19 protein-coding genes are annotated in these 23,086 nt (G+C 64.2%); 9 read left to right on the top strand and 10 right to left on the bottom strand.

From position 1 onward, the window contains the following. Positions 1-205: 205 nt before the first annotated feature. On the bottom strand, positions 206-1,837 hold the full coding sequence (locus tag RCO24_RS17195) for an acyl-CoA synthetase (protein WP_308963854.1): 1,632 nt from the start codon (positions 1,835-1,837) through the stop codon (positions 206-208). A gap of 699 nt (positions 1,838-2,536) precedes the next feature. On the opposite strand from RCO24_RS17195, the gene RCO24_RS17190 reads away from it, so the two are divergent. Next, positions 2,537-2,785 carry a DUF4170 domain-containing protein gene (locus RCO24_RS17190; RefSeq protein ID WP_308963853.1) on the top strand — a complete coding sequence of 83 codons (249 nt, stop codon included), beginning with the start codon at positions 2,537-2,539 and terminating at the stop codon, positions 2,783-2,785. Positions 2,786-2,907: 122 nt separating this feature from the next. Further along, a complete protein-coding gene (locus tag RCO24_RS17185; RefSeq protein ID WP_308963850.1) occupies positions 2,908-4,755 on the top strand; it encodes an ABC transporter ATP-binding protein in 1,848 nt (615 codons plus the stop codon). 76 nt (positions 4,756-4,831) lie between these two features. Here RCO24_RS17185 and RCO24_RS17180 read toward each other — a convergent pair whose 3' ends face one another. Beyond that, the gene (locus RCO24_RS17180; protein WP_308963848.1) at positions 4,832-5,503 is read right to left on the bottom strand and encodes a tyrosine-protein phosphatase; all 672 of its coding nucleotides are present in this window, start codon (positions 5,501-5,503) and stop codon (positions 4,832-4,834) included. 451 nt (positions 5,504-5,954) lie between these two features. On the opposite strand from RCO24_RS17180, the gene RCO24_RS17175 reads away from it, so the two are divergent. Beyond that, a complete protein-coding gene (locus RCO24_RS17175) occupies positions 5,955-7,982 on the top strand; it encodes a glycosyltransferase N-terminal domain-containing protein (RefSeq protein WP_308963846.1) in 2,028 nt (675 codons plus the stop codon). Further along, positions 7,972-9,024, top strand: coding sequence for a tetraacyldisaccharide 4'-kinase (gene lpxK, locus RCO24_RS17170; protein WP_308963844.1), 1,053 nt, complete (start codon positions 7,972-7,974; stop codon positions 9,022-9,024). The genes RCO24_RS17175 and lpxK overlap by 11 nt, the downstream gene beginning before the upstream one ends. A 7-nt stretch (positions 9,025-9,031) precedes the next feature. Here the strand turns inward: lpxK and RCO24_RS17165 are convergent, their stop codons facing one another. Both RCO24_RS17165 and xseA read right to left on the bottom strand, forming a co-directional pair. Beyond that, positions 9,032-9,277, bottom strand: a complete 246-nt coding sequence (locus RCO24_RS17165) for a DUF2093 domain-containing protein (RefSeq protein WP_308963841.1) — start codon at positions 9,275-9,277, stop codon at positions 9,032-9,034. Positions 9,278-9,390: 113 nt separating this feature from the next. Then, positions 9,391-11,139 (bottom strand): exodeoxyribonuclease VII large subunit, encoded by a 1,749-nt coding sequence (xseA, locus tag RCO24_RS17160; RefSeq protein WP_308963840.1) that lies wholly within the window; start codon positions 11,137-11,139, stop codon positions 9,391-9,393. Between the two features lie 109 nt (positions 11,140-11,248). On the opposite strand from xseA, the gene purD reads away from it, so the two are divergent. Both purD and RCO24_RS17150 read left to right on the top strand, forming a co-directional pair. Continuing rightward, positions 11,249-12,535 (top strand): phosphoribosylamine--glycine ligase, encoded by a 1,287-nt coding sequence (purD, locus tag RCO24_RS17155; protein WP_308963839.1) that lies wholly within the window; start codon positions 11,249-11,251, stop codon positions 12,533-12,535. Further along, a complete protein-coding gene (locus tag RCO24_RS17150; RefSeq protein ID WP_308963837.1) occupies positions 12,535-12,954 on the top strand; it encodes a hypothetical protein in 420 nt (139 codons plus the stop codon). The genes purD and RCO24_RS17150 overlap by 1 nt, the downstream gene beginning before the upstream one ends. Positions 12,955-12,968: 14 nt before the next feature. On the opposite strand, the gene RCO24_RS17145 is transcribed toward RCO24_RS17150, so the two are convergent. Together RCO24_RS17145 and RCO24_RS17140 are read right to left on the bottom strand one after the other, a co-directional pair. Continuing rightward, entirely contained in the window at positions 12,969-14,657 is a 1,689-nt protein-coding gene (locus tag RCO24_RS17145) for a phospholipase D-like domain-containing protein (RefSeq protein WP_308963835.1), read from the bottom strand. 207 nt (positions 14,658-14,864) lie between these two features. Continuing rightward, positions 14,865-15,764: a LysR family transcriptional regulator gene (locus RCO24_RS17140; RefSeq protein WP_308963834.1), complete on the bottom strand. Its 900-nt coding sequence runs from the start codon at positions 15,762-15,764 to the stop codon at positions 14,865-14,867. Between the two features lie 36 nt (positions 15,765-15,800). Between RCO24_RS17140 and RCO24_RS17135 the strand changes: the two genes are divergently transcribed. Both RCO24_RS17135 and RCO24_RS17130 read left to right on the top strand, forming a co-directional pair. Next, complete coding sequence (locus tag RCO24_RS17135; protein ID WP_308963833.1) at positions 15,801-16,475, top strand: glutathione S-transferase; 675 nt, start codon at positions 15,801-15,803, stop codon at positions 16,473-16,475. Between the two features lie 33 nt (positions 16,476-16,508). Continuing rightward, the gene (locus tag RCO24_RS17130; RefSeq protein WP_308963832.1) at positions 16,509-17,123 is read left to right on the top strand and encodes a pyridoxamine 5'-phosphate oxidase family protein; all 615 of its coding nucleotides are present in this window, start codon (positions 16,509-16,511) and stop codon (positions 17,121-17,123) included. A gap of 5 nt (positions 17,124-17,128) precedes the next feature. On the opposite strand, the gene RCO24_RS17125 is transcribed toward RCO24_RS17130, so the two are convergent. Genes RCO24_RS17125 through thiS form a run of 3 tightly spaced genes read right to left on the bottom strand, consistent with a single transcriptional unit; the run spans position 17,129 to position 18,837 of the window. After that, complete coding sequence (locus tag RCO24_RS17125; protein WP_308963831.1) at positions 17,129-17,749, bottom strand: thiamine phosphate synthase; 621 nt, start codon at positions 17,747-17,749, stop codon at positions 17,129-17,131. Positions 17,750-17,755: 6 nt separating this feature from the next. Further along, entirely contained in the window at positions 17,756-18,610 is an 855-nt protein-coding gene (locus RCO24_RS17120) for a thiazole synthase (protein WP_308963830.1), read from the bottom strand. 5 nt (positions 18,611-18,615) lie between these two features. Then, the gene (gene thiS, locus RCO24_RS17115; protein WP_308963829.1) at positions 18,616-18,837 is read right to left on the bottom strand and encodes a sulfur carrier protein ThiS; all 222 of its coding nucleotides are present in this window, start codon (positions 18,835-18,837) and stop codon (positions 18,616-18,618) included. A gap of 301 nt (positions 18,838-19,138) precedes the next feature. Between thiS and RCO24_RS17110 the strand changes: the two genes are divergently transcribed. Beyond that, positions 19,139-22,600: an acyl-[ACP]--phospholipid O-acyltransferase gene (locus RCO24_RS17110; RefSeq protein WP_308963828.1), complete on the top strand. Its 3,462-nt coding sequence runs from the start codon at positions 19,139-19,141 to the stop codon at positions 22,598-22,600. A gap of 83 nt (positions 22,601-22,683) precedes the next feature. Here RCO24_RS17110 and RCO24_RS17105 read toward each other — a convergent pair whose 3' ends face one another. Then, positions 22,684-22,965, bottom strand: coding sequence for a hypothetical protein (locus RCO24_RS17105; RefSeq protein WP_308963827.1), 282 nt, complete (start codon positions 22,963-22,965; stop codon positions 22,684-22,686). Between the last annotated feature and the right edge of the window lie 121 nt (positions 22,966-23,086).

The raw sequence follows: 23,086 nt of genomic DNA, 5'->3' as shown, positions 1-23,086 counted from the left end.
TTGTAGGTGTGCGGCGAATGTCGGATGGCGAGATCAGATGCGGATCGCGCCGCGGGTTGCCCCGTGTTCTCGTTGTCAGAACGCGTGGGCAATACGATTGCGCGTCGCGTGACGAGCGCTCGGCCACAAGCGTGGCCATGCCTCGGACGCAGCTGCGCGCGCCTATCCTTTGGCGAGATTGCTTTGAGCGAGGCTGGCGGCCGCCTCAGGCGTCCTTTGCCAGTTCCCGCAACTTGAACTTCTGAACCTTTCCGGTCGAGGTTTTTGGAACCTCGATGAACACGATGCGGCGCGGCGCCTTGAAGCGGGCCATGCGCTCGCGGCACCAGTCGATCAGCTCCGGCTCGTCGGCGGTGGTGCCCGGCTTCAGCTCGACGAACGCACATGGCGTCTCGCCCCATTTTTCGTCGGGCTTCGCGACCACCGCGCAAACCGCGACCGATGGGTGCTTGTAGAGCACGTCCTCGACCTCGATCGATGAAATGTTCTCACCGCCGGAGATGATGACATCCTTGGAGCGGTCCTTGAGCTGGATGTAACCATCGGGGTGCAGGACACCCAAATCTCCCGAGTGGAACCAGCCGCCCGCGAAGGCTTCGGCAGTCGCTTCCGGATTCTTGAGATAGCCCTTCATGACGATGTTGCCGCGGAACATGACCTCGCCGATGGTTTCGCCGTCGGCCGGCACCTGGATCATGGTCAGCGGGTCCATGACCGTCAGCCCTTCGAGCACCGGATAGCGTACGCCCTGGCGCAACCGGCGCTCGTCCTTTTCGGGCTTTGGCAGGTCGTTCCAGGCGCTGTGCCATTCGTTCAGCGTCGCCGGGCCGTAAGTCTCGGTAAGACCGTAGAGGTGGGTCAGCGCAAAGCCCGCGTCGTTCATGCGGGCCATCACCTCCTGCGGCGGCGGAGCGGCGGCGTGATTGAAGGCGACGCGATGGGTGATCTCGCGGCGCTCCTCTGGCGCGGCGTTGAGCAGCGTCGACATCACGATGGGCGCGCCGGAGAGATGGGTCACCTGATGATCGACGATGGCATCGTACATCGCCTTGGCGCGCACCCACCTCAGGCAGACGTGCGTGCCGGCGACCGTCGACAGGCTCCACGGGAAGCACCAGCCGTTGCAGTGGAACATCGGCAGCGTCCACAGATAGACGGGATGCTTGCCCATGCCGGTTGCAATGGTGTTTCCGTAGCACATCAAGGCTGCGCCGCGGTGATGATAGACGACGCCCTTCGGGTTTCCGGTGGTGCCGGACGTGTAGTTGAGGCTGATCGCTTCCCATTCGTCGTCGGGGATGCGCCAGCGAAACTCGGGATCGCCGCTCTGAACGACGTCCTCGTAATCGATGTCCGAGAGAGCAGGGCCGGCGCAGGCCGGAAACTCGGTGTCGTAATAGTCGATGATGAGAGGCTTCACGCGCGCGATCGCAAGTGAATCCTTCACCAGTGCAGAAAATTCGCGATCGGTGATCAAAAGCTTCGAATTGGCGTGGTCGAGCTGGAAAGCGACGATCGGCGCATCGAGGCGGGTGTTGAGGCAGTGCAGAACCGCACCCAGCATCGGTATGGCATAGTGGGCTTCGAGCATGGCGGGGGTGTTTGCAAACATCACCGAGACGGTGTCCCCCGGTCCGATGCCGCGGCTTTGAAGCGCGGACGCAAGGCGGCGGGCGCGCGCGTAGAATTCCGCGTAGGAGATCCGCTTCGCGCCGTGGATGATCGCGGTGTGGTTCGGGTAGACTGCGGCCGCGCGCTCGAGCAGACCGACGGGAGAAAGGGGCTGGTAGTTGGCCGGGTTCTTGTCGAGGCCGGTTGCGTAGGGATTGTCGCTCATCAGGCTGTCGGCTCTTGCTTCAGTTGGATTTGTCCAACGCTAGCGAAGCCTGCTCGCGGCGGCAATGGCGATCCGCCCGGTATTGGACACTTGTCCGGGTGGGGTCGCCCCCTGCCAAAGACTTGAGCAATTTGCCTGTGTGTCCGGTCGCTGGCGCCTTGAAACGGGTCCGCGGCGTTGTACCATCCCGGGGTGTCGTCAGGTCCTCTTTGCAAGGGAGGTGGCAATGACGGAACTGAAGCTCGAAAGCCTGCTGTTGTGGGTGGTTGCGGTGCTGCTGATGATGGCGCCCTGGGCTCTGCTCTGAGCCGCCATTTCATGCGGCATCTAGGGCGTCTCGCGTAGATGCAGGTCCGCTCGCGGGCGTCGATCGGTTTCCTCAAAAGGTTACGGCGCGGAAAGGTCCCCCTTTTACCCGCGCCGGCCCCGCTTGACCCTGTAAACTTCTGAGCAGCCGTCTTGAGCGGCCATAGATCCAATTTGACATACCAAGCTGCATATCCTCTTAAAAAACCTCGTTAACAGCGGATAATTTTCTGCCCCATTTGCGGTTTCGGGCGTGCTCGGAGCCGGAATTATGCGAAAAAGTCGCGGCCGTGACAGGGGTTTGCCGGTCTTGAACGTCCCGAATGGATGAGGCAGGACATCAAGGTGGATGCGCTCTCGGGGGCGCGGCGAACGGGGAGAGGACACCAGCGAATGAGCGCCAAAGGCGAAAGTGCACCGAAGCAGCTTCTCCATCTCGTATTTGGCGGCGAGCTTACCGATCTCGATGGCGTCGAGTTCCGGGATCTGACAGGTCTCGATATCGTCGGTATTTTCCCGAACTATGCCGAAGCGCTCGTGGCCTGGAAGGCGGCGTCGCAGAGGTCGGTGGACAATGCAGCGATGCGTTATTTCATCGTCCACATGCATCGCTTGCTGGAGCCGGCGGAAGGCGACGCCTAGAACCGGCGGGGCCTCGAACAGAGCATGATTGCCCCCAAGGCGGCGTTGGCTTAAAGGCGAGGGCCGGGCCGGCGGCGTTCGACGCACCGCTAACGCCCGTTTGATCAGGAGCCTCGCAGCTTATGGCGACCGCAACAGGAGAGAGCCCGGACAAGGCGCTGGTCCGCTCGAAAAAATCGAACGCGGTCTTCGATGCGCGCTCGCGGGATCTCTTGTCCCGTTTTATCGCCGACTGGATCAAGCCGCGCTGGCGGGAGTTGCTCGTCGCGCTGGCGCTGACCGCGGGCCTCGCAGCGGCCACCGGCGCCTATCCGATGGTCATCAAGTTCTCGTTCGACAATCTTCTCGAAGGCGACGTGGGCTGGCTGCCGTGGGTGCTCGGTGCGATCGTGATCATCACGCTCGCTCGCAGTGTTCTGCTCTACTTGCAGACTGTTGCGACACAGCGGATCGTGTTGCGGCTCACGGCCGACATGCAAAGCACTACGTTCTCCCATCTGATCAATTCCGATTACGCGCGCCTCACGCGCGATACGCCTGGTCGGATGATGTCGAAGCTCACCAACGACATCCAGTTCATCCAGCAGGCGACGCTGGCGTCGATGAACTCGCTCATGCGCGACAGCCTTTCGGTCATCGCGCTGGTCGGCTCGATGTTCTATCTGGACTGGTTGATCTCGCTGGTGGTGCTGGGCGTCTATCCCTTCGCGGTGGTGCCGATCGTGACCATTGCGCGGCGCGTCCGGCGTAACGCGACGCGCACACAGGCCGGGCTTGGCGGCATGACGTCGTTGCTCGCGGAAAAGCTCGGCGCGACACGCCTAATCAAGACCTTCGGGCTCGAGAAATATGCCTCCGAGCGCGTCAATCGCAGTTTCGAGGACGTGTTCAGGCTGAGGCTCAAGGGCGTGTCGGTGAAGGCGCGTCTCGAATCGATGCTCGAAGCGCTGGGCGGGGCGGCGGTGGCCGGCGTGATCTGGGTCGCCTATTGGCGGATATCGAGCGGGGCTTCGACGGTCGGCGATTTCATGGGGCTGACGGCGGCTCTGTTGATGGCGGCTCAGCCGCTGAGGGCCGTCGGCGGTCTGATGGCGCGGGTTCAGGAAGGCCTCGCCGCGATCGAAAGCGTCTACGAAATTCTCGACGATAAGCCGACGATCAAGGAATTGCCCGGTGCCAAGCCGCTGGTGCTCGACCGCGGAACGGTGAGCTTCGAAAATGTCGCGTTCCATTACGGCGACGAGCAGATCGTCGCGGTCCGGGATTTCAATCTCGAAGCCGAAGGCGGCAAGACGGTCGCGCTGGTCGGGCGGTCGGGGGCAGGCAAGTCGACTATCGTCAATCTCGTTCCGCGCCTGTTCGACGTGACGAGCGGCTCGATCCGCATCGACGGGCAGGACATCCGGGAGGTGACGATTGCCTCGCTGCGCGATTCCATCGCGCTGGTGAGCCAGGAGGTCACGCTCTTCGACGATACGATCCGCGCCAACATTGCGCTCGGGAGGCTCGGCGCGACCGACGAGGAGGTCGTCGCGGCGGCCAAGTCGGCGGCGGCGCACGAATTCATCCTCGCCCAGCCGCAGGGCTATGACACGATCATCGGCGATCGCGGCGTGCGGCTTTCGGGCGGGCAGCGTCAGCGTCTTGCGCTCGCGTCCGCAATCCTGAGGAATGCGCCGCTCCTGCTGCTCGACGAAGCCACGAGCGCGCTCGACACGCAGTCAGAGCGTTTGGTGCAGCAGGCGCTGGCCGATTTCACGCGGGGACGCACGACGATCGTGATCGCGCATCGTCTTTCGACGGTGCAGAACGCGGACCTGATCTGCGTGATGGAGGCCGGCACGATCGTCGAGCAGGGGACGCACGCGGGGCTCATCGCTCAGGGCGGCGCTTATGCGCGGCTGGTCCGGGCTCAGCTGCTTTCGGACCCCGAAGCCGACAATCCGCCGCCCGGCGTGGCGTTGAATTAGAGGCAGCGGGCAGCCGGCAACGGGCAGGAAGCCGGCGCGGGGCGCGGCTTGCCTGATGTCGCTACTCCTGGTGTCGCTACTCGCGGCGGAAGACCTTATCGACGATCCGGTTGGCCCAGCGGTTCGAATGGAGTTGCCGAGTGATGTCGGCTGGATCGTAAACGGTTTCGATCCAATCGTAGAACGCGATCGGGGTTTTTGCCGCGTACGCGAGGTAGGCGTCGAAGACGTGGTCCAGGATGCCGGTATCGGCTTGGCGGATATGCCCGTAGCGGAGCGAGAGCTGGTGGCGGGCCTTCTCTATCGGGACGTTGTGCCGGGTGTGCAAATAGAGCGCGCTCATGATGCCCACCCGGTCGGCGCCGGATTTGCAATGGAACAGCACCGGATATTCCAGTGTCGCGAATAGATCGCGGGCGCCCAGCACCTCGGCGCGGGTCGGCGCCGCGCGCGAGCGAATGCGGAAATCGACGAGGTTGAGGCCGGCTTCGCGGCAGGCCGCTTTTTCGTAGGCGTAGGTGGAGGAGCCCGGCTGGCCCCTGAGGTTCACGACCGTTCGCACGCCGCGGCGCGCGATGTCGTGGATCTGATGCGGCAACGGCTGGGCGGCGCGCCAGGCTTCGGGTGAGAGGCGATGGCGGTTCGGAAAAAACAGCCGGAAGATCAGATGATCCAGCAGCAGCATGTCGAGATAGCGGGCGTAGGGCTCGGCGCGCTTGCGCCAGGAAGTGGGAAGCGACGCGTTCACGGCCCTCACCCCTGCCCACGCCGAGCGGCGAAGTGCGCGCCTTGCCCGTTTCGTGAGGGATGACATCTGCTTCTGAAATTCCCGTGCGATCTAGAGCGTGAGTGGCCGCGTCCGGTGGCCGCAGTGCGCGCGTCTAGCCTGCGGAAAGCCCGGATCATGGGCTCCCTAGCACTATCCTGCGCGCTCTGTCGAACGCCTTGTTGACACTGGAGCGTCCGATTGCCTTTGTTTGAATCGCGATCAGGTTGTAGCCCTCTGATCGGCCCCGTGATTCGTGCTCCGGGCGCGGGGCCAGATGCGATCATGGTCGGGGGCTTGCAGTTGCACGCAGCCTATATTCCCTATAGGAAATTGAGCGGGATTGGCGCGGGGGATCTCACATTCCACGATATAAGCGCGACTTCCGCAACATAGACCCGGCTCGGGCAAGATAGGCGAGAGAGGCCGATCGATGGCACAATCGCCACGGCAAGAGTCGAGACTTGGCAGGTTCGCCGGCAAGCTCGGGGCCCGCTACACGCGTTTCGTGCGCTCCTCGTCGACGGTCGTTCTCGAACCGCCTGACGCGAAAGAGCGCGTCTTCGCCGTTCATCCTTTCATTCTCGCCATGTGGCACGGGCAGTTCATCCTGCAGCCGACGCTGCACGAGGGCGCCTTCAAGGTATCGGCGATTGCGGCTCGTCATGGCGATGCAACGCTTATCCGCGTGCTGCTCGGCGAGTTCGATATCGATGTCGTGCAAGGCGCGGGCGCGCAGGGCCGCAAGCGGGACCGGGGCGGGGCTACGGCGCTCAGAACAGCGGTGCGCCTTCTGAAGGGTGGCAGCACGTTCTCGATGACGGCCGATATCCCGCCGGGACCGGCGCGGATCGCCGGCACCGGCATCGTCACGATCGCCCGTTATGCCGGCCGCCCCATCGTGCCATTCGCGGTTGCCACGTCGCGCTTCTTCGTGTTGCCGACGTGGAGCCGGATGACGATCAACCTGCCGTTCTCCAAGATTGCGTATGTCATTGGTGATCCGATCTGGGTTCCGGCGGACGCAGACGAGACCGTTCTCGAGGAGCGGCGTCTGGAGGTCGAGGTTGCGCTCAATCGGGTGACGGAGCGCGCTTATTCGCTGGTTGGCGCCGATGTCGCGCGGGTGACGCCGCCTTCGGCGTCCGCTCCGCCGACCGAGCCGGTCCAGGAGGGGCTGACACTCAAAACCTATCGCGCCGGTACCCGGGTTTTTGGTTTCGCGGCGCCACTGCTGCTTGCGCTCCGCAGCTGGCAAGGCAAGGAGGATTCGTCGCGACGCGGCGAGCGCTACGGCAAGGCCGGGCTGCCGCGCCCTGATGGGCCGCTGGTGTGGGTGCACGCCGCGAGCGTCGGCGAGACCAACGCGGTGCTGCCGGTCATCGAGCGGCTTCTGGCGGAGCGCGAAGATCTTTCGGTGCTGCTGACCACCGGGACGCTGACCTCGGCGGCGCTCGCCAAACGGCGTCTCGGGCCGAGGGCGTTTCATCAGTACATCGCGCTCGACGTGCCGGAGTACGTCCGGACGTTTCTCGACTATTGGAAGCCCGATCTCGCGGTGTTCGCCGAGAGCGAAATCTGGCCGAACCTCATTCTTGAATCGTCGCGCCGCTCGATTCCGATCGCCCTCGTCAACGCGCGCATGTCGGGGCGGAGCGCGCGGCGCTGGAAGCGTCTGAAAGGGATTTCGCTGCCGCTGTTCTCGCGGTTCGACGTTGTGCTGGCCCAGAACGAGCTTCTCGCCCGCTCCTTCAAGGGGCTCGGGGCGCGGGGCGTGCAGGCGGTCGGCAATCTCAAGATCGATGCGCCGCCGCCGCTGGTGGATGCGGACGAGCTGGATCGGTTAAGGCAGGCTCTCGGGAACCGTCCGGTGCTGGTCGCGGCGAGCACCCACGATCCGGAGGAAGAGATCGTCGCGCGGGCGCACGGCCTCATCGCGAAGCGCCTGCCTGGGTTCTGCACGATCATCGCGCCGCGCCATCCGCAGCGTGGCAAGGCCGTCGCCGACATGATCGCGGCGAAGGGGTTCAAGGTGAAGCTGCGGTCGGCGGGCGAGCTTCCCGACAGCGAGACCGATATCTACGTCGCCGATACCATCGGCGAACTGGGAACCTTCTATGCGCTCTCCAAGGTGGCATTCGTCGGCGGCTCGCTGATCGCGCACGGCGGGCAGAACCCGGTCGAGGCCATCGGGCACGGCGCGGTGGTGCTGACGGGGCCGCACTGGACCAACTTCCGCGATCTCTACCGGGCGCTGCTCCGGCGCAAGGGCGTCCGCGAGGTCACGTCGGCGGAAGAGCTTGCCGAGGCTGCCGAGCAGATCCTGACCCAGGACGACGAGTTGCAGCGCATGCGAGGCGGGGCGAAGCTCGCGCTTTCGGCTTTGGCGGGCGCACTCGATCGAACGGTTTCGGCGCTGCTCGAAATGCTGCCGCAGTCGCGTGTGCGCCGTGCCTCTTGAGGAGCCGCGCTGGTGGTATGATGTGGGCGGCTCGCGGCTCGCGGAGAAACTGCTGGGGCCCGTCAGCGAGATTTATGGGCGTGTGGTCGAGCGGCGCTTCAAGGCGGCGCAACCCTATCGCTCCGATATCCCAGTCATTTGCGTCGGCAACTTCACAGCGGGCGGCACCGGTAAGACGCCGCTGACGCGCTTTCTCGTCGGGTTGCTTGCCGAACAAGGCGTCGAGCCGGTGTGTCTGACGCGCGGCTACGGCGGAACTCTGGCCGGGCCGGTCTGGGTCGATGCCAACACCCATAGTGCGGAGGAGGTCGGCGACGAGCCGCTTCTGATCGCCAACACCGCCCGCGTCGTCGTCGCGCGCGACCGCAAGGCGGGGCTAAAAGCCATTGCGGATGAGGGGCGTGCAGGCGCCGTCATCATGGACGACGGATTGCAGAATCCGAGCCTCGCCAAGGCGATGTCGATCGCTGTCGTCGATGCCACGCGCGGCTTCGGCAACGGGCGAGTGATCCCGGCGGGGCCGTTGCGGGCGCGGTTCGATTTTCAGCTCGGTCTCGTCGATTGCATCGTTGTCATGGGCGCCGATCCGCCGAGCGGTCCATCGCCAATTTTCGAAACGCTCAAGAAGCGCTTTCCGGGCCCTGTGCTGCGCGGCGCGGTCTCGCCATCTGGCGATGCCGGATGGATCGCGGGACAACCCGTGCTTGCCTATGCGGGAATCGCCAATCCGGGACGCTTCTTCCGCCTTGTCGAAAGCCTCGGTGCGGCTTCCATCGTGGAACGAGCGTTTCCCGATCATCATGCGTTCTCGGAAGCGGAGGCGGCTCAGCTTGTTGCGGAGGCCGAGCGGACAGGCGCTCAGTTGGTGACGACGGAGAAGGATTTGGCGCGTCTCGCGGGCGCGAAAGGGGCGCGTTCAAGGCTTGCAAGCCTATCGCGGACTTTGCCGATAGAAGTTCGTTTCGAAGAGCGCGATCTGGTGCGGCTGCGGGCACTGGTGGACGGAGCGCTGAAGGCGGCTCCTGTTCCCAGCAAGGATTAGCTGGCGATCAGCCGGTTGCGGTGCCCGCCTTGCGCTTGCCGACGGCTTCGAGATAGCGGGCGAGCGAGATTTCCGACGACGCGTAGGCTTCCTGCAGCTCGACGCTCCAGTAGCGCAGATCCGCGAGGTCGATCTTCTCTCCGGTAACGGCGCAGCGCACGAAATCACCCGGCGAAACGACCTGGAATTCGCCGTCGAGGTAGCGCACCTGGGCTTCGCCCCGAATGCCAAACAGCTTGTCGAAGCGGTTCATGAAACCTCTGCTCTACGATCCTGGATGCCTCGGACGCCGTCCGCAGGACTGATTTGACCGTTGAAATTGCCAATCGGAGGGGCGGCGTCAAGGCGCGAGACGCGAAATTGTTATCAGAAAAGCGTGCCTTGGTCCTTGGCGGGGCGTTTCGACGCGCTGGAGGCCGCTTTTTCTGGGGCCTTCCGCGGTTCGCTCCGGGGGGCGGACCCGCCCGGCGGCGACACCGGGCTGTTAACGGCTTCGGCCGAGACACGGCCATCCGCGAACTCGATTTCGAGGTTTTGTCCGGCCGCTACGGCATGGGCCGAGCGCACCATGGCGCCGTCGGCGTCGCGCACGAGCGCGAACCCGCGTGCGAGCACGCTGTGATAGCCAAGCGAGGCGAGCAGCTTGGCCTGTCCGTCGAGGGCGCGGCGATGCTGCCCGAGGCTGCCGGCGAGCGCCCGCTCGATGCGGCGCGTCAACGTATCGAGCCGTTCGGCGCAACGCTCGACGCGATGGCGGATCGGTGCGGGTTGGAGGCGGCCGGACGCGCGTTCGAGGCGTGCACGGCGCACGGCAGCGGTGCGGCCGAGACCGTCGCGGGCGCGCCGTTCGAGCGCTTCGAGGCGGTCGCTCGCGCGCGTCAGTCGGATATCGAGCAGGCGAGGGGCGAGGCGCGAGGCGATGCGGACATGGCGCGTGTGATGCGCCTGCGTGTTGGCGGACAACGCGCGGCCGAGGCGGATGGCCGTCGCGTCGATGCGCTGGCGGTGATGCGTCACGAGCGTGCGCGGGCTCGGCAATCTTCCTGCAACCTGGGCGAAGCGCGTGTGGCAGCGCTGAACGCGGGCCTTCAGCGCGCCTTCAAGGCGATGGGCGATGGTGTCGAGGCGCTGGCGCGGGAGCGCGGCAAGATCCTCGGCGCGAGGCAGGCCGCGTGCTGCCGATTTGAGATCGCGGCGCAGGGCCTCCAGCACACGGCGGACGGAAACCTGTAGTCGAAGCGTCAGCTTGCCGGTTTCGGCGAGCAGATCCGAATGCTTCGGCACAGCCCATTCGGCGGCCTTGGTGGGGGTCGGCGCACGCGCATCGGCAACGAGGTCGATCAATGTCCAGTCGGTCTCGTGGCCAACTGCGGAGATGACGGGGATGGTGCTTGCCGCGACTGCGCGGACGACGGCTTCGTCGTTGAAACCCCAGAGATCTTCGAGGCTGCCGCCGCCGCGCGCGACGATCAGCACGTCCGGGCGGGGTATGGCGGCGCCTGGCGCAATCGCGTTGAAGCCGCGAATGGCGGCCGCAACCTCGGCCGCACTGCCTTCGCCCTGGACGCGGACCGGCCAGACGACGACGCGGGTCGGGAAGCGCTCGCGGAAGCCGTGCAGCATGTCGCGGATGACGGCGCCTGTCGGGCTCGTCACGATGCCGACGACCTTGGGCAGGAACGGGAGCGGCCGCTTGCGCTCGTCGGCGAACAGGCCTTCGGCGGCGAAACGGCGTTTGCGTTCTTCGAGCTGGGCCATCAGAGCGCCGAGGCCGGCGGGCTCCAGGCTTTCGATCACGATCTGATATTTGGACGAGCCGGGGAACGACGAGATCTTGCCGGTGGCGATGACCTCCATGCCTTCCTCGGGCTTGAAGCGCAGCTTGCTCCAGGCGCCCCGCCAGACGACGGCGTCGATTTTGGCCTTGTCGTCCTTCAAGGAAAAATAGCAATGGCCCGAGGCATGGGGGCCGCGATAACCGGAAACCTCGCCGCGCAGCCGCACGTGACCGAAGCCTTCCTCCAGCGCGCGCTTGACCGCGTTGGAGAGCTCGGAAACCGTGAATTCGGCGACGTTGTTGCCGGTGGGCGATGCGGATGGGGAGGGATTGGCCAACGAATCGTCTCTGTTGTCTGTTTCGCAATTGATGATACAGGGTGGACGAAAGATCGTCCAAATTGCATCGCTTTCGCAAAATATCGCCCACTACTAAGGCTCTGATACCATGAACGTTCTCCTGATCGGCAGCGGCGGGCGCGAGCACGCGCTGGCCTGGGCTTTGAGCGCCAGCCCGCTGCTGACCAAGCTTTATGCCGCGCCAGGCAATGCCGGGATCGCGGAGCTGGCGAAGTGCGTCAAGCTCGATGCCGCCGATCACGCGGCCGTACTGGCGTTCATCCGTGAGCACGCGATCGATTTCGTGGTGATCGGCCCGGAGGCGCCGCTGGTCGGTGGTTTGAGCGATGCGCTTGCTGCGGCGGGCATCAAGCATTTCGGACCGTCGAAAGCCGCAAGCCAGCTCGAAGGCTCGAAGGGGTTTACGAAGGACCTTTGCCGGGAGGCCGGGATACCGACCGGTGCCTATGGACGCTTCAAGGATGCCGCCTCGGCGCATGCCTATCTCGCGACGCAGCCGGTGCCGATCGTCGTCAAGGCCGATGGGCTCGCGGCCGGTAAGGGCGTGGTCGTCGCGATGGCGCGGGCCGAGGCCGAAGCTGCCATCGACGCGTGCTTTACGGGGGCGTTCGGGGCGGCGGGCGCCGAGGTCGTGATCGAGGACTTTCTCGAAGGCGAGGAGGCGAGCTTCTTCGCTTTGTGCGACGGGAAAACCGCGCTTCCGCTTGCGACGGCGCAGGATCACAAGCGCGTCGGCGATAACGACACGGGGCCGAACACCGGCGGCATGGGCGCCTATTCGCCAGCGCCGGTGATGACGCCCGATCTCGTCGAGCGCACGATGGCGGAGATCATCCGGCCGACGGTCGCAGCGATGGCGGCGCGCGGCACGCCGTTCAAGGGCGTGCTGTTCGCCGGGCTCATGATCACCAAGAGTGGTCCGCAGCTCATCGAATACAACGTGCGCTTCGGAGATCCCGAAACGCAGGTGCTGATGATGCGGCTGACGTCTGATCTCCTGTCGGCGATGGTTGCGACGGCCGATGGCGCGCTCGACGATTTCGAGCTGAGCTGGCGGCCGGACGTGGCCTTGACGGTCGTGCTGGCGGCGAAGGGGTATCCCGGCACGCCCGAGAAGGGCACGGAAATCCGCGGGCTCGATGCGGCCCGGCAGAGCGCTGGCGTCGAGATCTTTCATGCGGGCACGCGGCGTGCCGACGATGGGCGTCTCCTGGCCGATGGCGGCCGGGTACTGAACGTTACGGCGCTGGGCGCCACTGTCGGCGAAGCGCAGGAGCGCGCCTACGCAGCGATCAAGAAGATCGACTGGCCGGGCGGGTTCTGCCGCAGCGATATCGGGTGGCGTGCGGTGGTGCGGGAAAAGGCGAACGGGTGATGCGTCGCGGACTCCTTGTTCTGGCATTGCTCGTCTCGGCGGTTTTTGTCGCAACGGGCGCGCGGGCGGAGGACAAGCTGCCGACCGACGAGATCGTGCGCACCGAGATGAAGGTTATTCGCGATCTCACGCTCAATGCGCATACGCTCGTCACGCACCGGCGCATGCCGCCGGTGGATGCGAAGACGTTTCATCAGCGTGTGAAAGCGGCGGTCGAGCGGCTCCGGACTGGGACGGGACTGGACGGCGGTGTGCGCGACGAGCTCGAAAACCTGACGCGCGATATTCTCGTCGGCGCGGAGGCGATCGCACGCTCACCTTCGTCGATGGAGGCGATCGACGGCATCGTTTCGATCGACGAGGCGTTGGCGCGCTACGCCACGCGCTTCGATCATCCGGGCTGGCAGCCGTTGCGATAGGCGCACCGATCCAATCAAAGCTTTCCGGCGAAGACCTCACGATCGCGAAACTTGTGGCTGCGTGCGTTGGGATCGAACGACGTGCGCGCCCAGCCCTCTACGGTCTCCTTGAGATACTTGTCGTCGTCGGGAGCGGTGCCGCTCTGAATACTGTTGATGAAATCACGGCTCTTGTAGTGGTCGAACATGCGCATGAATTCGGTGGTCATGACCGATATGATGCGCCGGTCGCCGCGGATCAGCAGATTGTTTTCATCGTTCTTGCGGCAGGACTCGTCGCTGTGGTTCGAGGAGCCGACCAGGAGTGCCGGGTTTTCTCCCCATGGATCGATGATCACGAGCTTGCTGTGGATCTTGTGCTGGCCGAAAGCCTTCGCATCCCATTTGCGTCCCATGTAGGTTTCGAGAACCGAGGGCGTGATGAAACGCGTCGACCGGCGCTTCAAGCCGTCGATCTTCTTTTTAGCCGTGGCGTTGACAAGGCCGTACTCGAGAATTCGGGTCTCGTTCTTGCCGATCGCTTCGACGATCGGCTTTTCCATGGCGAACGGCGCACTCACGAAAACAGCCGACTGCGCCGAGCGCAGCAGCTCTATTGTCGCGTCGATCACGTGGTCGCTTCGGACGGGGGAAAATAGAACCTGCGCGTCGAACGTTGCGGGCGCTTCAAAGCGAGCGTTTATCGCTTCGACCTGGTCTTGAGCCCATTCCTGGCCTTGCTTGGCCCTGGCGAGCTTCGGATCGTCGCGCAAGACCTGGAAATAGTCTTCGTAGATTTGCGCGATCTCCGGGTATGGAAGCTCAAGCGCATTGTTGGTTTGAAAGTAGAACGCGTTTTCACTGAAGTTGGAGGAGCCGGTCCAGACCGCGTGCGGCTCGTCTCCGGTCAGCAGGACGACAAACTTGTTATGGCTTATGTTGCCGGCCTTCTTGCGAAGTTTGGCGTGGGCTTCGAGGCCGTGCTCCTTCAGCATCGCCACATTGAGCTTGGTGGCTTTGTCTCCGGTTGCGTGGGCGACGATCTCGACCTTCGCTTTCTGCTTGGTGATCGCCCGTTTCAACGCGGCCGCGATTTCGGGATCGTGAAATTCATAGATCGCGACGTGGAGCGTATCGCCGCGCTCGGCGCGGGCGATGAAGGCCAGGAGCGACTCCTTGAGGCCGCGTGACAGCCAAGTGTATGCGGAGCCGTCGGGAACCTGATCGGGGCGTGCTCCCTTGAAGCGGTCCAGATAGGCCTGCGCCGATGTCACCCCGCGATTGAAAAAGATGCCGATGTCGTCGACGGTTTCGGCTGCGGGCCGAAAAGGCAGCTTGAGCGGCGGCTCGAGCTTCAAGTCGCAAGGTTCACCAAACGCCGGATAGACTTCGTAGACGTAGGACTTTTCGCTATCCAACGTGTAGTCGTTCCAATGAAAACGCTGGAACGGCGCGTCCTTTGATTTCACGTCGACGCCCGCGTCCCTGTCGCACTTGAAGCGCTTCTGGCCATTCAGCCACGTGGCGCTCAACAGTTTCTCGGTTTTTGGATCGTAATCGAGGCGCCGGATTGCGAAGCCGAGCAAACCTTCGCGGTCCGCATCTGGATCGATGTCCCAGCCGATGATGGCCGAGTGGGTTCCGACGAGCGCGGTTGCGGTGAAAGGGCCGATCGGCTTGGCGTGGACAAGGGGGCGGTACGATTTGGCGATCTCGACGCTCATTGAGAAGCTCCCACAAATTCATTGTTTGAAATGTTCAGAATGGAGCGGTGAAGCAGGTATGAATGAAGAATGCTGCACATTAGTCTGTGGACGGTGTAAGTGCCATTGAATCCTGAATCGGCTGCCGCACGTGTCTCGGGTGGCGACGAAGAGTGCGGCGCGAAGCGTGCAACTGCAGGATGATGGCTATGGCGTCAGCACGGGACGTTATCGCCCGGTGTGGGCGCGAAGCCGTTCGGTGGCGAGCCGCACAAACTCTCGCACGCGCGGGTTGTTCGAGCGCGTCGGACGGTAGACGAGATGCACTGGGATCTCGGTATCCTCGAAGCGTTCGAGGATCGGCTTCAGTTGTCCGGACTGGATCGCGGCCTCTGCCTGGTAAGAGAGCACGCGTGTGATGCCGACACCGGCGATTGCCGCCGCAACGGCGGTCTCGGCCGTGTTGACCGAAAGGCGCTGACGTACTCTCACGGTTTTGCGGCCGTATCGCTTGCTTTTGAAGATCCAGCGGTTCTGACCGGTCATACCGATGAATGTCACGCAGTCCAAATCGGCAAGTCCGGCGGGTGCTGAAATTGGCCCGCTGCGTTCGAGGAAGTCAGGCGACGCGCACGCGACCAGCTTCAGGGTTCCGACGCGCTTGGCAAGCAGCCCGGAGTCGGGCAGCTCGCCGACGCGAATGGCGACATCGATATCCTCTTCCACGAGATCGACGATACGATCCATGAGCAGAAGGCGCGTATCGATCCGCGGATAGGCGCTGAGATACTCGGTGATGATCGGGAGCACGTGCAGCCGGCCGAAGCTGACCGGCGCGGTGACTGCGATCTCTCCCGACAGATCCTCGGCCTGACCCGCGATTCGGTTCTCGGCGCTGTCGAGCATTTCGAACGCCTGGCGACAGGCTTGCAAATAGTCGCGTCCGGCGTCGGTCAGGGCCATCCGGCGCGTGGTGCGCTCGATTAGAGGCGCGCCGATCTGGCTTTCCAGTTGCGACAGCAGGCGACTGACGTTTGCCAACGGCTGGCCGAGATTTCGCGCGGCCGCCGATAGGCTTCCGGCTTCGGCCACCGCGATGAAGGTCCTCATAGCCCTGAAACGGTCCATCTCATTCTTCCAATAAATGAGAATATCTTTGTCTATTTGTCTATCTACCGCCAGAACGCCTGGAGCGCCACCTTCTCGGCTATTCAGAACCTCAGCCGAAAAGGCATCGCCATGGTGGCCAAGCTCTACGACCTAGAACTTTCGGGAAACTGCTACAAAGTCCGCCTGCTCGCTGCGCTTCTCGGTGCTCCGCTGGAGGTCATTCCGGTCGATTTCCTGGCTGGCGACCACAAGAAGGCGCCGCTTCTGGATCTCAATCCGTTCGGGGAGATTCCGATCTTCGTGGATGGCGACGCCGTTCTCCGCGACAGCCAAGCGATCCTCGTCTACCTCGCGCGCAAATGGGGCGGGGAGGCGTGGCTTCCTTCGGATCCGGCCGGGCTGGCGCAGGTCACGGCTTGGCTGATGGTTGCCGAGAACGAGATTGCGCGGGGCCCGAACGACGCGCGTTTGCACGACAAATTCGGCTACGCGCTCGACGTCGAGCGCGCGCGGAAGAAAGCGCATCACATTCTCGAGCTGATGGACACGCACTTGCAACGCCATTCGTGGCTGGCGCTCGGGCGTCCAACCATCGCGGATATCGCGTGCATGCCCTATGTGGCGCTCGGCCATGAGGGTGGCGTGCCACTCGAGGGTTACCCAGCGGTTTTGGCCTGGGTTCAGCGCGTCAAGGGTCTACCGGGCTTTATCGGCATGCCGGGCCTCTGAGCGCCCGAATGTCAGCAGTGCGGAGGAGTGAACATGACACGTCCCGTTTCCGACATTGCCTTCACGCCGGCGGTCAAGGCCGAGCAGGCGCGCCGAGGATCGCGCACGCAATACGAGCGGATGGAGAAAGGTAGAGGATGGGGCAGCGTTGTGACGGCGGATCTCGCCGCACAGCTTGCCGCTACGCGTTCTTTCTATCTCGGAACCGCGAACGCTGAGGGGCAGCCTTACATTCAGCATCGCGGTGGTCCGCCGGGCTTTCTCGCCGTGATCGACGAGCGGACGCTCGCGTTTGCGGATCTTGCCGGCAATCGCCAGTATATCACCGTCGGCAACCTGGCCGAAAACCCGCGCGCCTTCATCTTCGTTATGGATTATGCGCGGCGCCGGCGCGTCAAGCTGTGGGGACGGGCGCGTGTCGTCGAGAACGATGACGCGCTGTTGTCGCGCTTGCGTCCGTCTCTGGGCGCAAGTGTCGCCGAGCGATGCATCGTGTTCGAAATCGAAGCGTGGGATCGCAACTGCCCGCAGCATATTCCGCATCTGCTCGCCGTCGAGGAGATCGAGGACATCGTGCGCGGTCTTCAAGACCGGATCGGCGTGCTCGAAACGGAACTTGCCCGGGAGCGTGCCAAGCGCAAGCCGTAAGCCTGCTACGTTCGCACTGTGCTCGCCCAGTCGAGCCACAGGCGGACGCGGGCTTCTGGGTGGGGAGAGGTTATGAAATCGGTGATGACGGCAACACTATCGGCGCCGGCCGCGAGCACGGGGCCGGCGCGCTCCGGCGTGATGCCGCCGATGGCGATGAGCGGGAGAGCGCCGATGCGCTTTTTCCAAGCGCCGATGCGTTCCAGGCCCTGCGGCTCCCATTTCATGACCTTGAGCTTGGTTTCGTAGATGGGGCCGAGGGCGACGTAGGCGGGATCGGCCGCCAGAGCCGCTTCCAGCTCCTCTTCGCTGTGGGTCGAAACGCCGATCGCGATTCCGGCACGCCTGATGGCGGGGAGGTCGGCTTCCGCGAGGTCTTCCTGTCCGAGATGCAACTCGCTGACGCCGAGATCGATGGCGGCCTGCCAATAGTCGTTCACGATGAGGCGGCAGCCGGTTTTTTTGGCGATCACCGAAGCGGTGCGGATTTCCTCGCGGATCTCCTCGGGCGTCTTGTCCTTGAGACGCAGCTGGGCGGTGCGCACGCCGAGGTGGGCGATGCGCTCGAGCCAAGCGGCGTTCGGCACGATCGGATAGAACACGTCCGGAGCGGCTGCACCTTTCATGGACGGCTACCGATCAGTTGGGCCGGATCTCGGCGGATCGAGATCGAAGAATGGCGTTCCGGCGACCGGAGTGGACGGGTGTGCCCGGTCGCTCGGCTCGATCAGGCCTGCCTCGAAGGCCGTGCGGCCGGCGTCGATGGCAGCGGCGAAGGCGGCGGCCATGCGAACCGGGTCCTGCGCCCTGGCGACGGCAGTATTCAACAGTACCGCGTCATAGCCGAGTTCCATCGCTGCGGCGGCGTGTGAAGGCGCGCCGATGCCGGCATCGACGACGAGCGGCAGATCGGGGAAATAGGCGCGCATGGTCTTGAGGGCCTGCGGGTTGGCGAGCCCGCGGCCGGTGCCGATCGGGGACCCCCACGGCATCAGAACGCGGCAGCCGGCGGCGACGAGGCGGTCGGCGGCGGAGAGATCCTCGGTGGTGTAGGGAAACACCCTGAAGCCGCGCTTCACCAGTTCTTCGGCGGCGGCAACGAGCCCGAAAAGGTCTGGCTGGAGCGTGTCGTCGTTGGCGATGACCTCGAGCTTGATCCAGTCGGTATCCAGAAGCTCGCGTGCCATCTCGGCGGTGGTGATCGCCTCCTTGGCTGTGCGGCAGCCGGCAGTGTTCGGCAGCAGGCGCACGGGCAGGGCGCGGATCAGGTCCAGGAAGCGCTCGCCAGTGCGGCCGCGCGCTTGCTCGCGCCTGAGCGAGACGGTGACGATGCCGGCGCGGGCGGCCCGGACGGCCTCACTCATGATATGGGGCGAGGGGTAGAGCGCCGTGCCGAGCAGCAGGCGCGAGGCGACGGGCACACCGTAGAAGGTGAGCGGGGGCGGAGCGGCTGGGCCTGGCGGGTGGAGAGGCTGGGTCTGGTTCATGAGGATCAGCCGCCTTGACGGACGGAAAGGATCTCGATGCGGTCGCCTTCGCTGAGGCCGGTCCCGGCGCGCGTCCGCTCCGCGACGAACTCCCCGTTGATGGCCGTTGCAACCTTGACGCCCGCGAAGCCCTGCTCGGTGACCAACTCAGCCAGCGTCTCGGCGCCGGTCGACAGTGGGCGGCCGTTTAAGACGATGTCGCGAAGGCGTGTGGTGTCCGGTGTCATGAGCTGGCGGTCGTATTTCTGGTTTCGGGGCTCACTTAGTCTTTCGGGCCCGGTTCTGCAAACGAAGAGCATGGCGCCCGCCGCGGCGGACTGTCAATTAACGCGACTTTATCAGTGATTTGACAGGGTTGCGTGTTCAGATGCGGGCGACCTTAGTCGGGGATTCCTGAGTAAGACGATGCAACCTGGCCGAGGCCGGCCACAAAGTGTCGTTGTTTGACCATGATCAGGCCCCTAGGTTCCGCTCTGTTTGTTACACAGTGTTACACCTTGGCCCGCAGGCCGTATTCAGAGTGCGTCCATGTTCAATGCGTTGATCACAAGCCGCCGTTTCGCGCCGCTGTTCTGGTGCCAGTTTCTGTCGGCTTTGAACGACAACTTCGTCAAGAACGCGCTCGTCATCCTGATCCTCTTCAAGATCGGTTCGCAGTCGGGCGGGGCGCTGGTCGCGCTCGCGGGCGCGGTCCTGGTCGCGCCGTTCTTCATTCTGTCGGGCATCGGCGGCGAACTGGCGGACCGCTACGACAAGGCGGTGGTGGCGGAGCGGCTCAAGCGCTGGGAAATCCCGGTCGCGGTCATCGCTGCGTTCGGGTTTGTCACCCATTCGGTGCCGGTGCTGTTCGTGGCGCTCGGCCTCTACGGCGTGATCGCGGCGCTGTTCGGCCCCATCAAGTACGGCATTCTGCCGGCCCTGCTTGCCCCGCGCGAGCTGCCGGCGGGTAACGCGTTCGTCGAAAGCGCGACCTTCGCCGCCATCCTGATCGGCACCATCGGCGGCGGGCTCGCCGCGTCCGACGCCAATGGCGTTTGGGTGTTGGCCGCGCTCGTCATCGGGCTCGCGGTGCTGTGCTGGTTCTCGGCCTCGCTCATCCCCAAGATGGGGGCGGCGGCGCCAGACCTCGCCATCGATTTCAATCCGATCACGTCGACGGCCGCTCTCATCAGCCATTTGAGAAGCGACAGGCGTCTGTGGGTCGGCGGTCTCATCACCGCGTGGTTCTGGCTCGTCGGCACGGTGGTGCTATCGCTGTTGCCGGTGCTGATCAAGGATGTCATGGGCGGCGGCGAAAGCATCACCATTCTTGCGCTCGTCGTGTTCACGATCGGCATCGCGATCGGCTCGGCGTTGGCTGCGCGGGCCAGCAAGACGCGTCCCAATCTGGCGCTGGTTCCGATCGGCGCGCTGTTGATGGGCCTGTTCTCACTCGATCTCGCCTGGACGACTGCCGGGATCGTCAAGTCGCCAGAGGTTTTGACGATTTCCGGGATGGTCAGCGGCGTGACCGGCTGGCGCGTTCTGATCGACCTTGCGGGGCTTGCGATCGCGGGCGGCCTGTTCATCGTTCCGGCCTTCGCGGCGGTGCAGCTATGGGCGCCTGTCGATGAGCGCGCCCGTACCATCGGCGCCTGCAACGTGATGTCGGCGTTGTTCATGACCGTGGGCAGTCTCGGCGTCGCGCTTCTGCAGTGGCAGGGGGCGAGCCTCGGCTTTCTGCTGGTGCTGCTCGGCATCGGCAACCTTGCCGCCATGGTTCTGATCCTCATGGCCTGGGGCAAGCAAGGCATCCAGGATGTCGGCGTGTTCCTGTTCAAGACGTTCATGGGTCTCGAGGTGAAGGGTTACGAAAACCTGCCGCCCGAGGGCACGCGCACCATCATCGCGCCCAATCACGTGAGCCTGCTCGACGCGCCGATCATGCATTCGATCCTGCCGTCGCATGCCGCGTTCGCGATCGACACCGGCATGGCGCAGAAGAGTTGGATCAAGCCGTTCCTCAAGCTCGTCAACGCGCATGCGATCGATCCGACCAAGCCGCTTGGTACGCGCCACCTTATCCAGGCGGTGAAGGCCGGCGAGACGCTGGTGATCTTCCCGGAAGGACGCCTCACGGTGACCGGTGGTCTGATGAAGGTCTACGACGGCACAGCGATGATCGCCGACAAGGCTGATGCGGTGATCGTTCCGGTGCGCATCGATGGGCCGGAGCGCAGCTATTTCGGCTATCTCAACCGCTTCCAGGCCAAGAAGGCGCTGTTTCCGAAAACGACGGTGACGATCCTGCCGCCGGTGAAGCTCTCCGTTGCAAACGGATTGCGCGGCAAGGCGCGACGCCAGGCGGCTGGCATGGCGCTGCAGGACATCATGGTCGAAACCGCGGTCAAGACCGCGAACCTCGATCAGACGCTGTTTTCCGCGCTCGTCGAAGCGAAGGCGACGCGCGACACCGGCAAGCCCGCCATCGAAGATCCGCTCGGCACGCAGCTCGGCTACGGGAAGCTGATCACGAGTGCGCAGGTGCTCGGCGCGAAACTGTCAGCGTTCGCCCCGGAAGGCGCTGCAGTCGGCGTGATGCTGCCGAACTCGGCGGGTGTGGCCGTGACCTTCTTCGCGCTGCAGACGATCGGGCGCGTGCCGGCGATGCTCAACTTCACCGCTGGTCCCCAGAACGTGGATGCGGCGTGCACGGCGGCTAAAGTGGACGTCGTGCTGACAAGCCGCGCGTTCGTCGAGAAAGCGCATCTCGAAACGGTGGTGGCGAAGCTCGCGGAAACGCGGCGCATCGTCTATCTCGAAGACGTTCGCGCCACCATCACGTTCGCCGACAAGGTGCGCGGCTTGCTCGTCGGTAGCCGGGAGCAGGTAGCACGGGGGCCGAACGATCCGGCGGCGATCTTGTTCACATCGGGTTCGGAAGGTTTGCCGAAGGGCGTCGTGCTCTCGCACCGGAACATGCTGGCGAACGCCATGCAGAGTTTGACGCGCGTCGCGGTCAACGGGCAGGACAAGGTGTTCAACGTGCTACCGGTGTTTCATTCGTTCGGCCTCACCGCCGGGCTGGTGATGCCGCTCGTGGCCGGTGTGCCGGTCTATCTCTATCCGACGCCGCTGCATTACCGCATTGTGCCGGAGCTCGTGTATGGCTCCAACGCGACGATCCTGTTCGGCACCGATACCTTCCTCAACGGTTACGCGCGGACGGCGCACCCATACGATTTCGCACGCGTGCGGTTGATCCTCGCGGGCGCGGAAGCCGTCAAAGAGCGCACGCGGCAGATCTACATGGAGAAGTTCGGCGTTCGTATTCTCGAAGGCTACGGCGTGACGGAAACGGCGCCGGTGCTCGCGATCAATACACCGCTGGCCAACAAGTCGGGCACCGTCGGGCGGCTGTCACCACTGATGGAAGCGCGTTTGGAGCCGGTGCCAGGCATCGAAGGGGCAGGGCGCCTCTACGTGCGTGGCCCCAACGTCATGCTCGGCTACATGCGCGCAGAGAACCCCGGTGTGCTCGAGCCGCCGGCGGACGGCTGGCATGACACCGGCGATATTGTTGCCATCGACGATCAGGGTTTCATCGCGATCAAGGGCCGTGCAAAGCGCTTCGCCAAGATCGCGGGCGAGATGGTGTCGCTGTCGGCGGTCGAGGCTTTGGCGGCGGAGCTGTGGCCGGCGCTGATCAGCGTCGTCGTCTCGTTGCCGGATGCGCGCAAGGGTGAACGGCTGGTGCTGATGACGACGGATGCGTCGGTCACGCGCGACGCGTTTGCACGCTTTGCACGCCAAAAAGGTGCCAACGAGCTGATGGTGCCGGCGGATATCCTGGTCGTGCCGAGCGTTCCGTTGCTCGGCAGCGGCAAGCCCGACTATGTGGCGTCGCTTGCGCTCGCGAAGGAGCGTCTGGCGAATGCGCCGCGCCGGGCGGAGGCACTGGTCCCGGAGCCGCTCATTGCGGGGCCGGGCGGTTCGCCGCCTGTCGTGTGAGATAATTGGTGCGAGATGAGGGCAGCCCGCAGGCTGCCGCTCATCCTATTCGTCCTTGCTGTTTGTCTGGAAAAAAGGTGCGCCTAGCGGCGCTCCTTATCGCGCTGCCAGTACAGGAATGCCGTCGTTACCAGCGCGGTGAGGATGATGGTGCCGATGATGTCGCTACGCTTGATGAAGGCGAGCCAGACGTCGACGCCTGCGAGCGTGCCGCCACGGCCGACGAGAAATCCATTGATCATCATGACGAACAGAACCACTGCGGCTGTCAGCAGCGCGGCGGATGCGACCTGGAGCGATCGCTTCATGGGGCGCGGCATCGCAACTTTGTGGCGGCCGACAGCGAATTGGGTACGGTCTGACATGGCTGGCTCCCTGCGTTCAGCTTGCGACATGGGCTCAAATCCCGAAGCGAATCAGTCGAGTGATCAAGATAAGCCGCGAGGAATGCGGCGCAACGCTCCGGCTGAGCATAAGAGAGGCTGG

It is taken from the genome of Hyphomicrobium sp. LHD-15 (assembly GCF_031157355.1).
Taxonomy (GTDB): Bacteria; Pseudomonadota; Alphaproteobacteria; order Rhizobiales; family Hyphomicrobiaceae; genus Hyphomicrobium_C.
The sequence above is the reverse complement of the archived record's forward strand: the minus strand, read 5'-3'. Positions and strand labels throughout refer to the sequence as shown.

Bases quoted from the DNA above. Each gene is read 5' to 3' on its own strand.
- RCO24_RS17175 (WP_308963846.1), top strand. From the start codon at position 5,955: ATGGCACAATCGCCACGGCAAGAGTCGAGACTTGGCAGGTTCGCCGGC.
- purD (WP_308963839.1), top strand. From the start codon at position 11,249: ATGAACGTTCTCCTGATCGGCAGCGGCGGGCGCGAGCACGCGCTGGCC.
- RCO24_RS17150 (WP_308963837.1), top strand. From the start codon at position 12,535: ATGCGTCGCGGACTCCTTGTTCTGGCATTGCTCGTCTCGGCGGTTTTT.
- RCO24_RS17185 (WP_308963850.1), top strand. From the start codon at position 2,908: ATGGCGACCGCAACAGGAGAGAGCCCGGACAAGGCGCTGGTCCGCTCG.
- RCO24_RS17110 (WP_308963828.1), top strand. From the start codon at position 19,139: ATGTTCAATGCGTTGATCACAAGCCGCCGTTTCGCGCCGCTGTTCTGG.
- RCO24_RS17130 (WP_308963832.1), top strand. From the start codon at position 16,509: ATGACACGTCCCGTTTCCGACATTGCCTTCACGCCGGCGGTCAAGGCC.
- RCO24_RS17140 (WP_308963834.1), bottom strand. From the start codon at position 15,764: ATGGACCGTTTCAGGGCTATGAGGACCTTCATCGCGGTGGCCGAAGCC.
- RCO24_RS17120 (WP_308963830.1), bottom strand. From the start codon at position 18,610: ATGAACCAGACCCAGCCTCTCCACCCGCCAGGCCCAGCCGCTCCGCCC.
- RCO24_RS17195 (WP_308963854.1), bottom strand. From the start codon at position 1,837: ATGAGCGACAATCCCTACGCAACCGGCCTCGACAAGAACCCGGCCAAC.
- RCO24_RS17125 (WP_308963831.1), bottom strand. From the start codon at position 17,749: ATGAAAGGTGCAGCCGCTCCGGACGTGTTCTATCCGATCGTGCCGAAC.
- RCO24_RS17190 (WP_308963853.1), top strand. From the start codon at position 2,537: ATGAGCGCCAAAGGCGAAAGTGCACCGAAGCAGCTTCTCCATCTCGTA.
- RCO24_RS17165 (WP_308963841.1), bottom strand. From the start codon at position 9,277: ATGAACCGCTTCGACAAGCTGTTTGGCATTCGGGGCGAAGCCCAGGTG.
- thiS (WP_308963829.1), bottom strand. From the start codon at position 18,837: ATGACACCGGACACCACACGCCTTCGCGACATCGTCTTAAACGGCCGC.
- RCO24_RS17105 (WP_308963827.1), bottom strand. From the start codon at position 22,965: ATGTCAGACCGTACCCAATTCGCTGTCGGCCGCCACAAAGTTGCGATG.
- RCO24_RS17145 (WP_308963835.1), bottom strand. From the start codon at position 14,657: ATGAGCGTCGAGATCGCCAAATCGTACCGCCCCCTTGTCCACGCCAAG.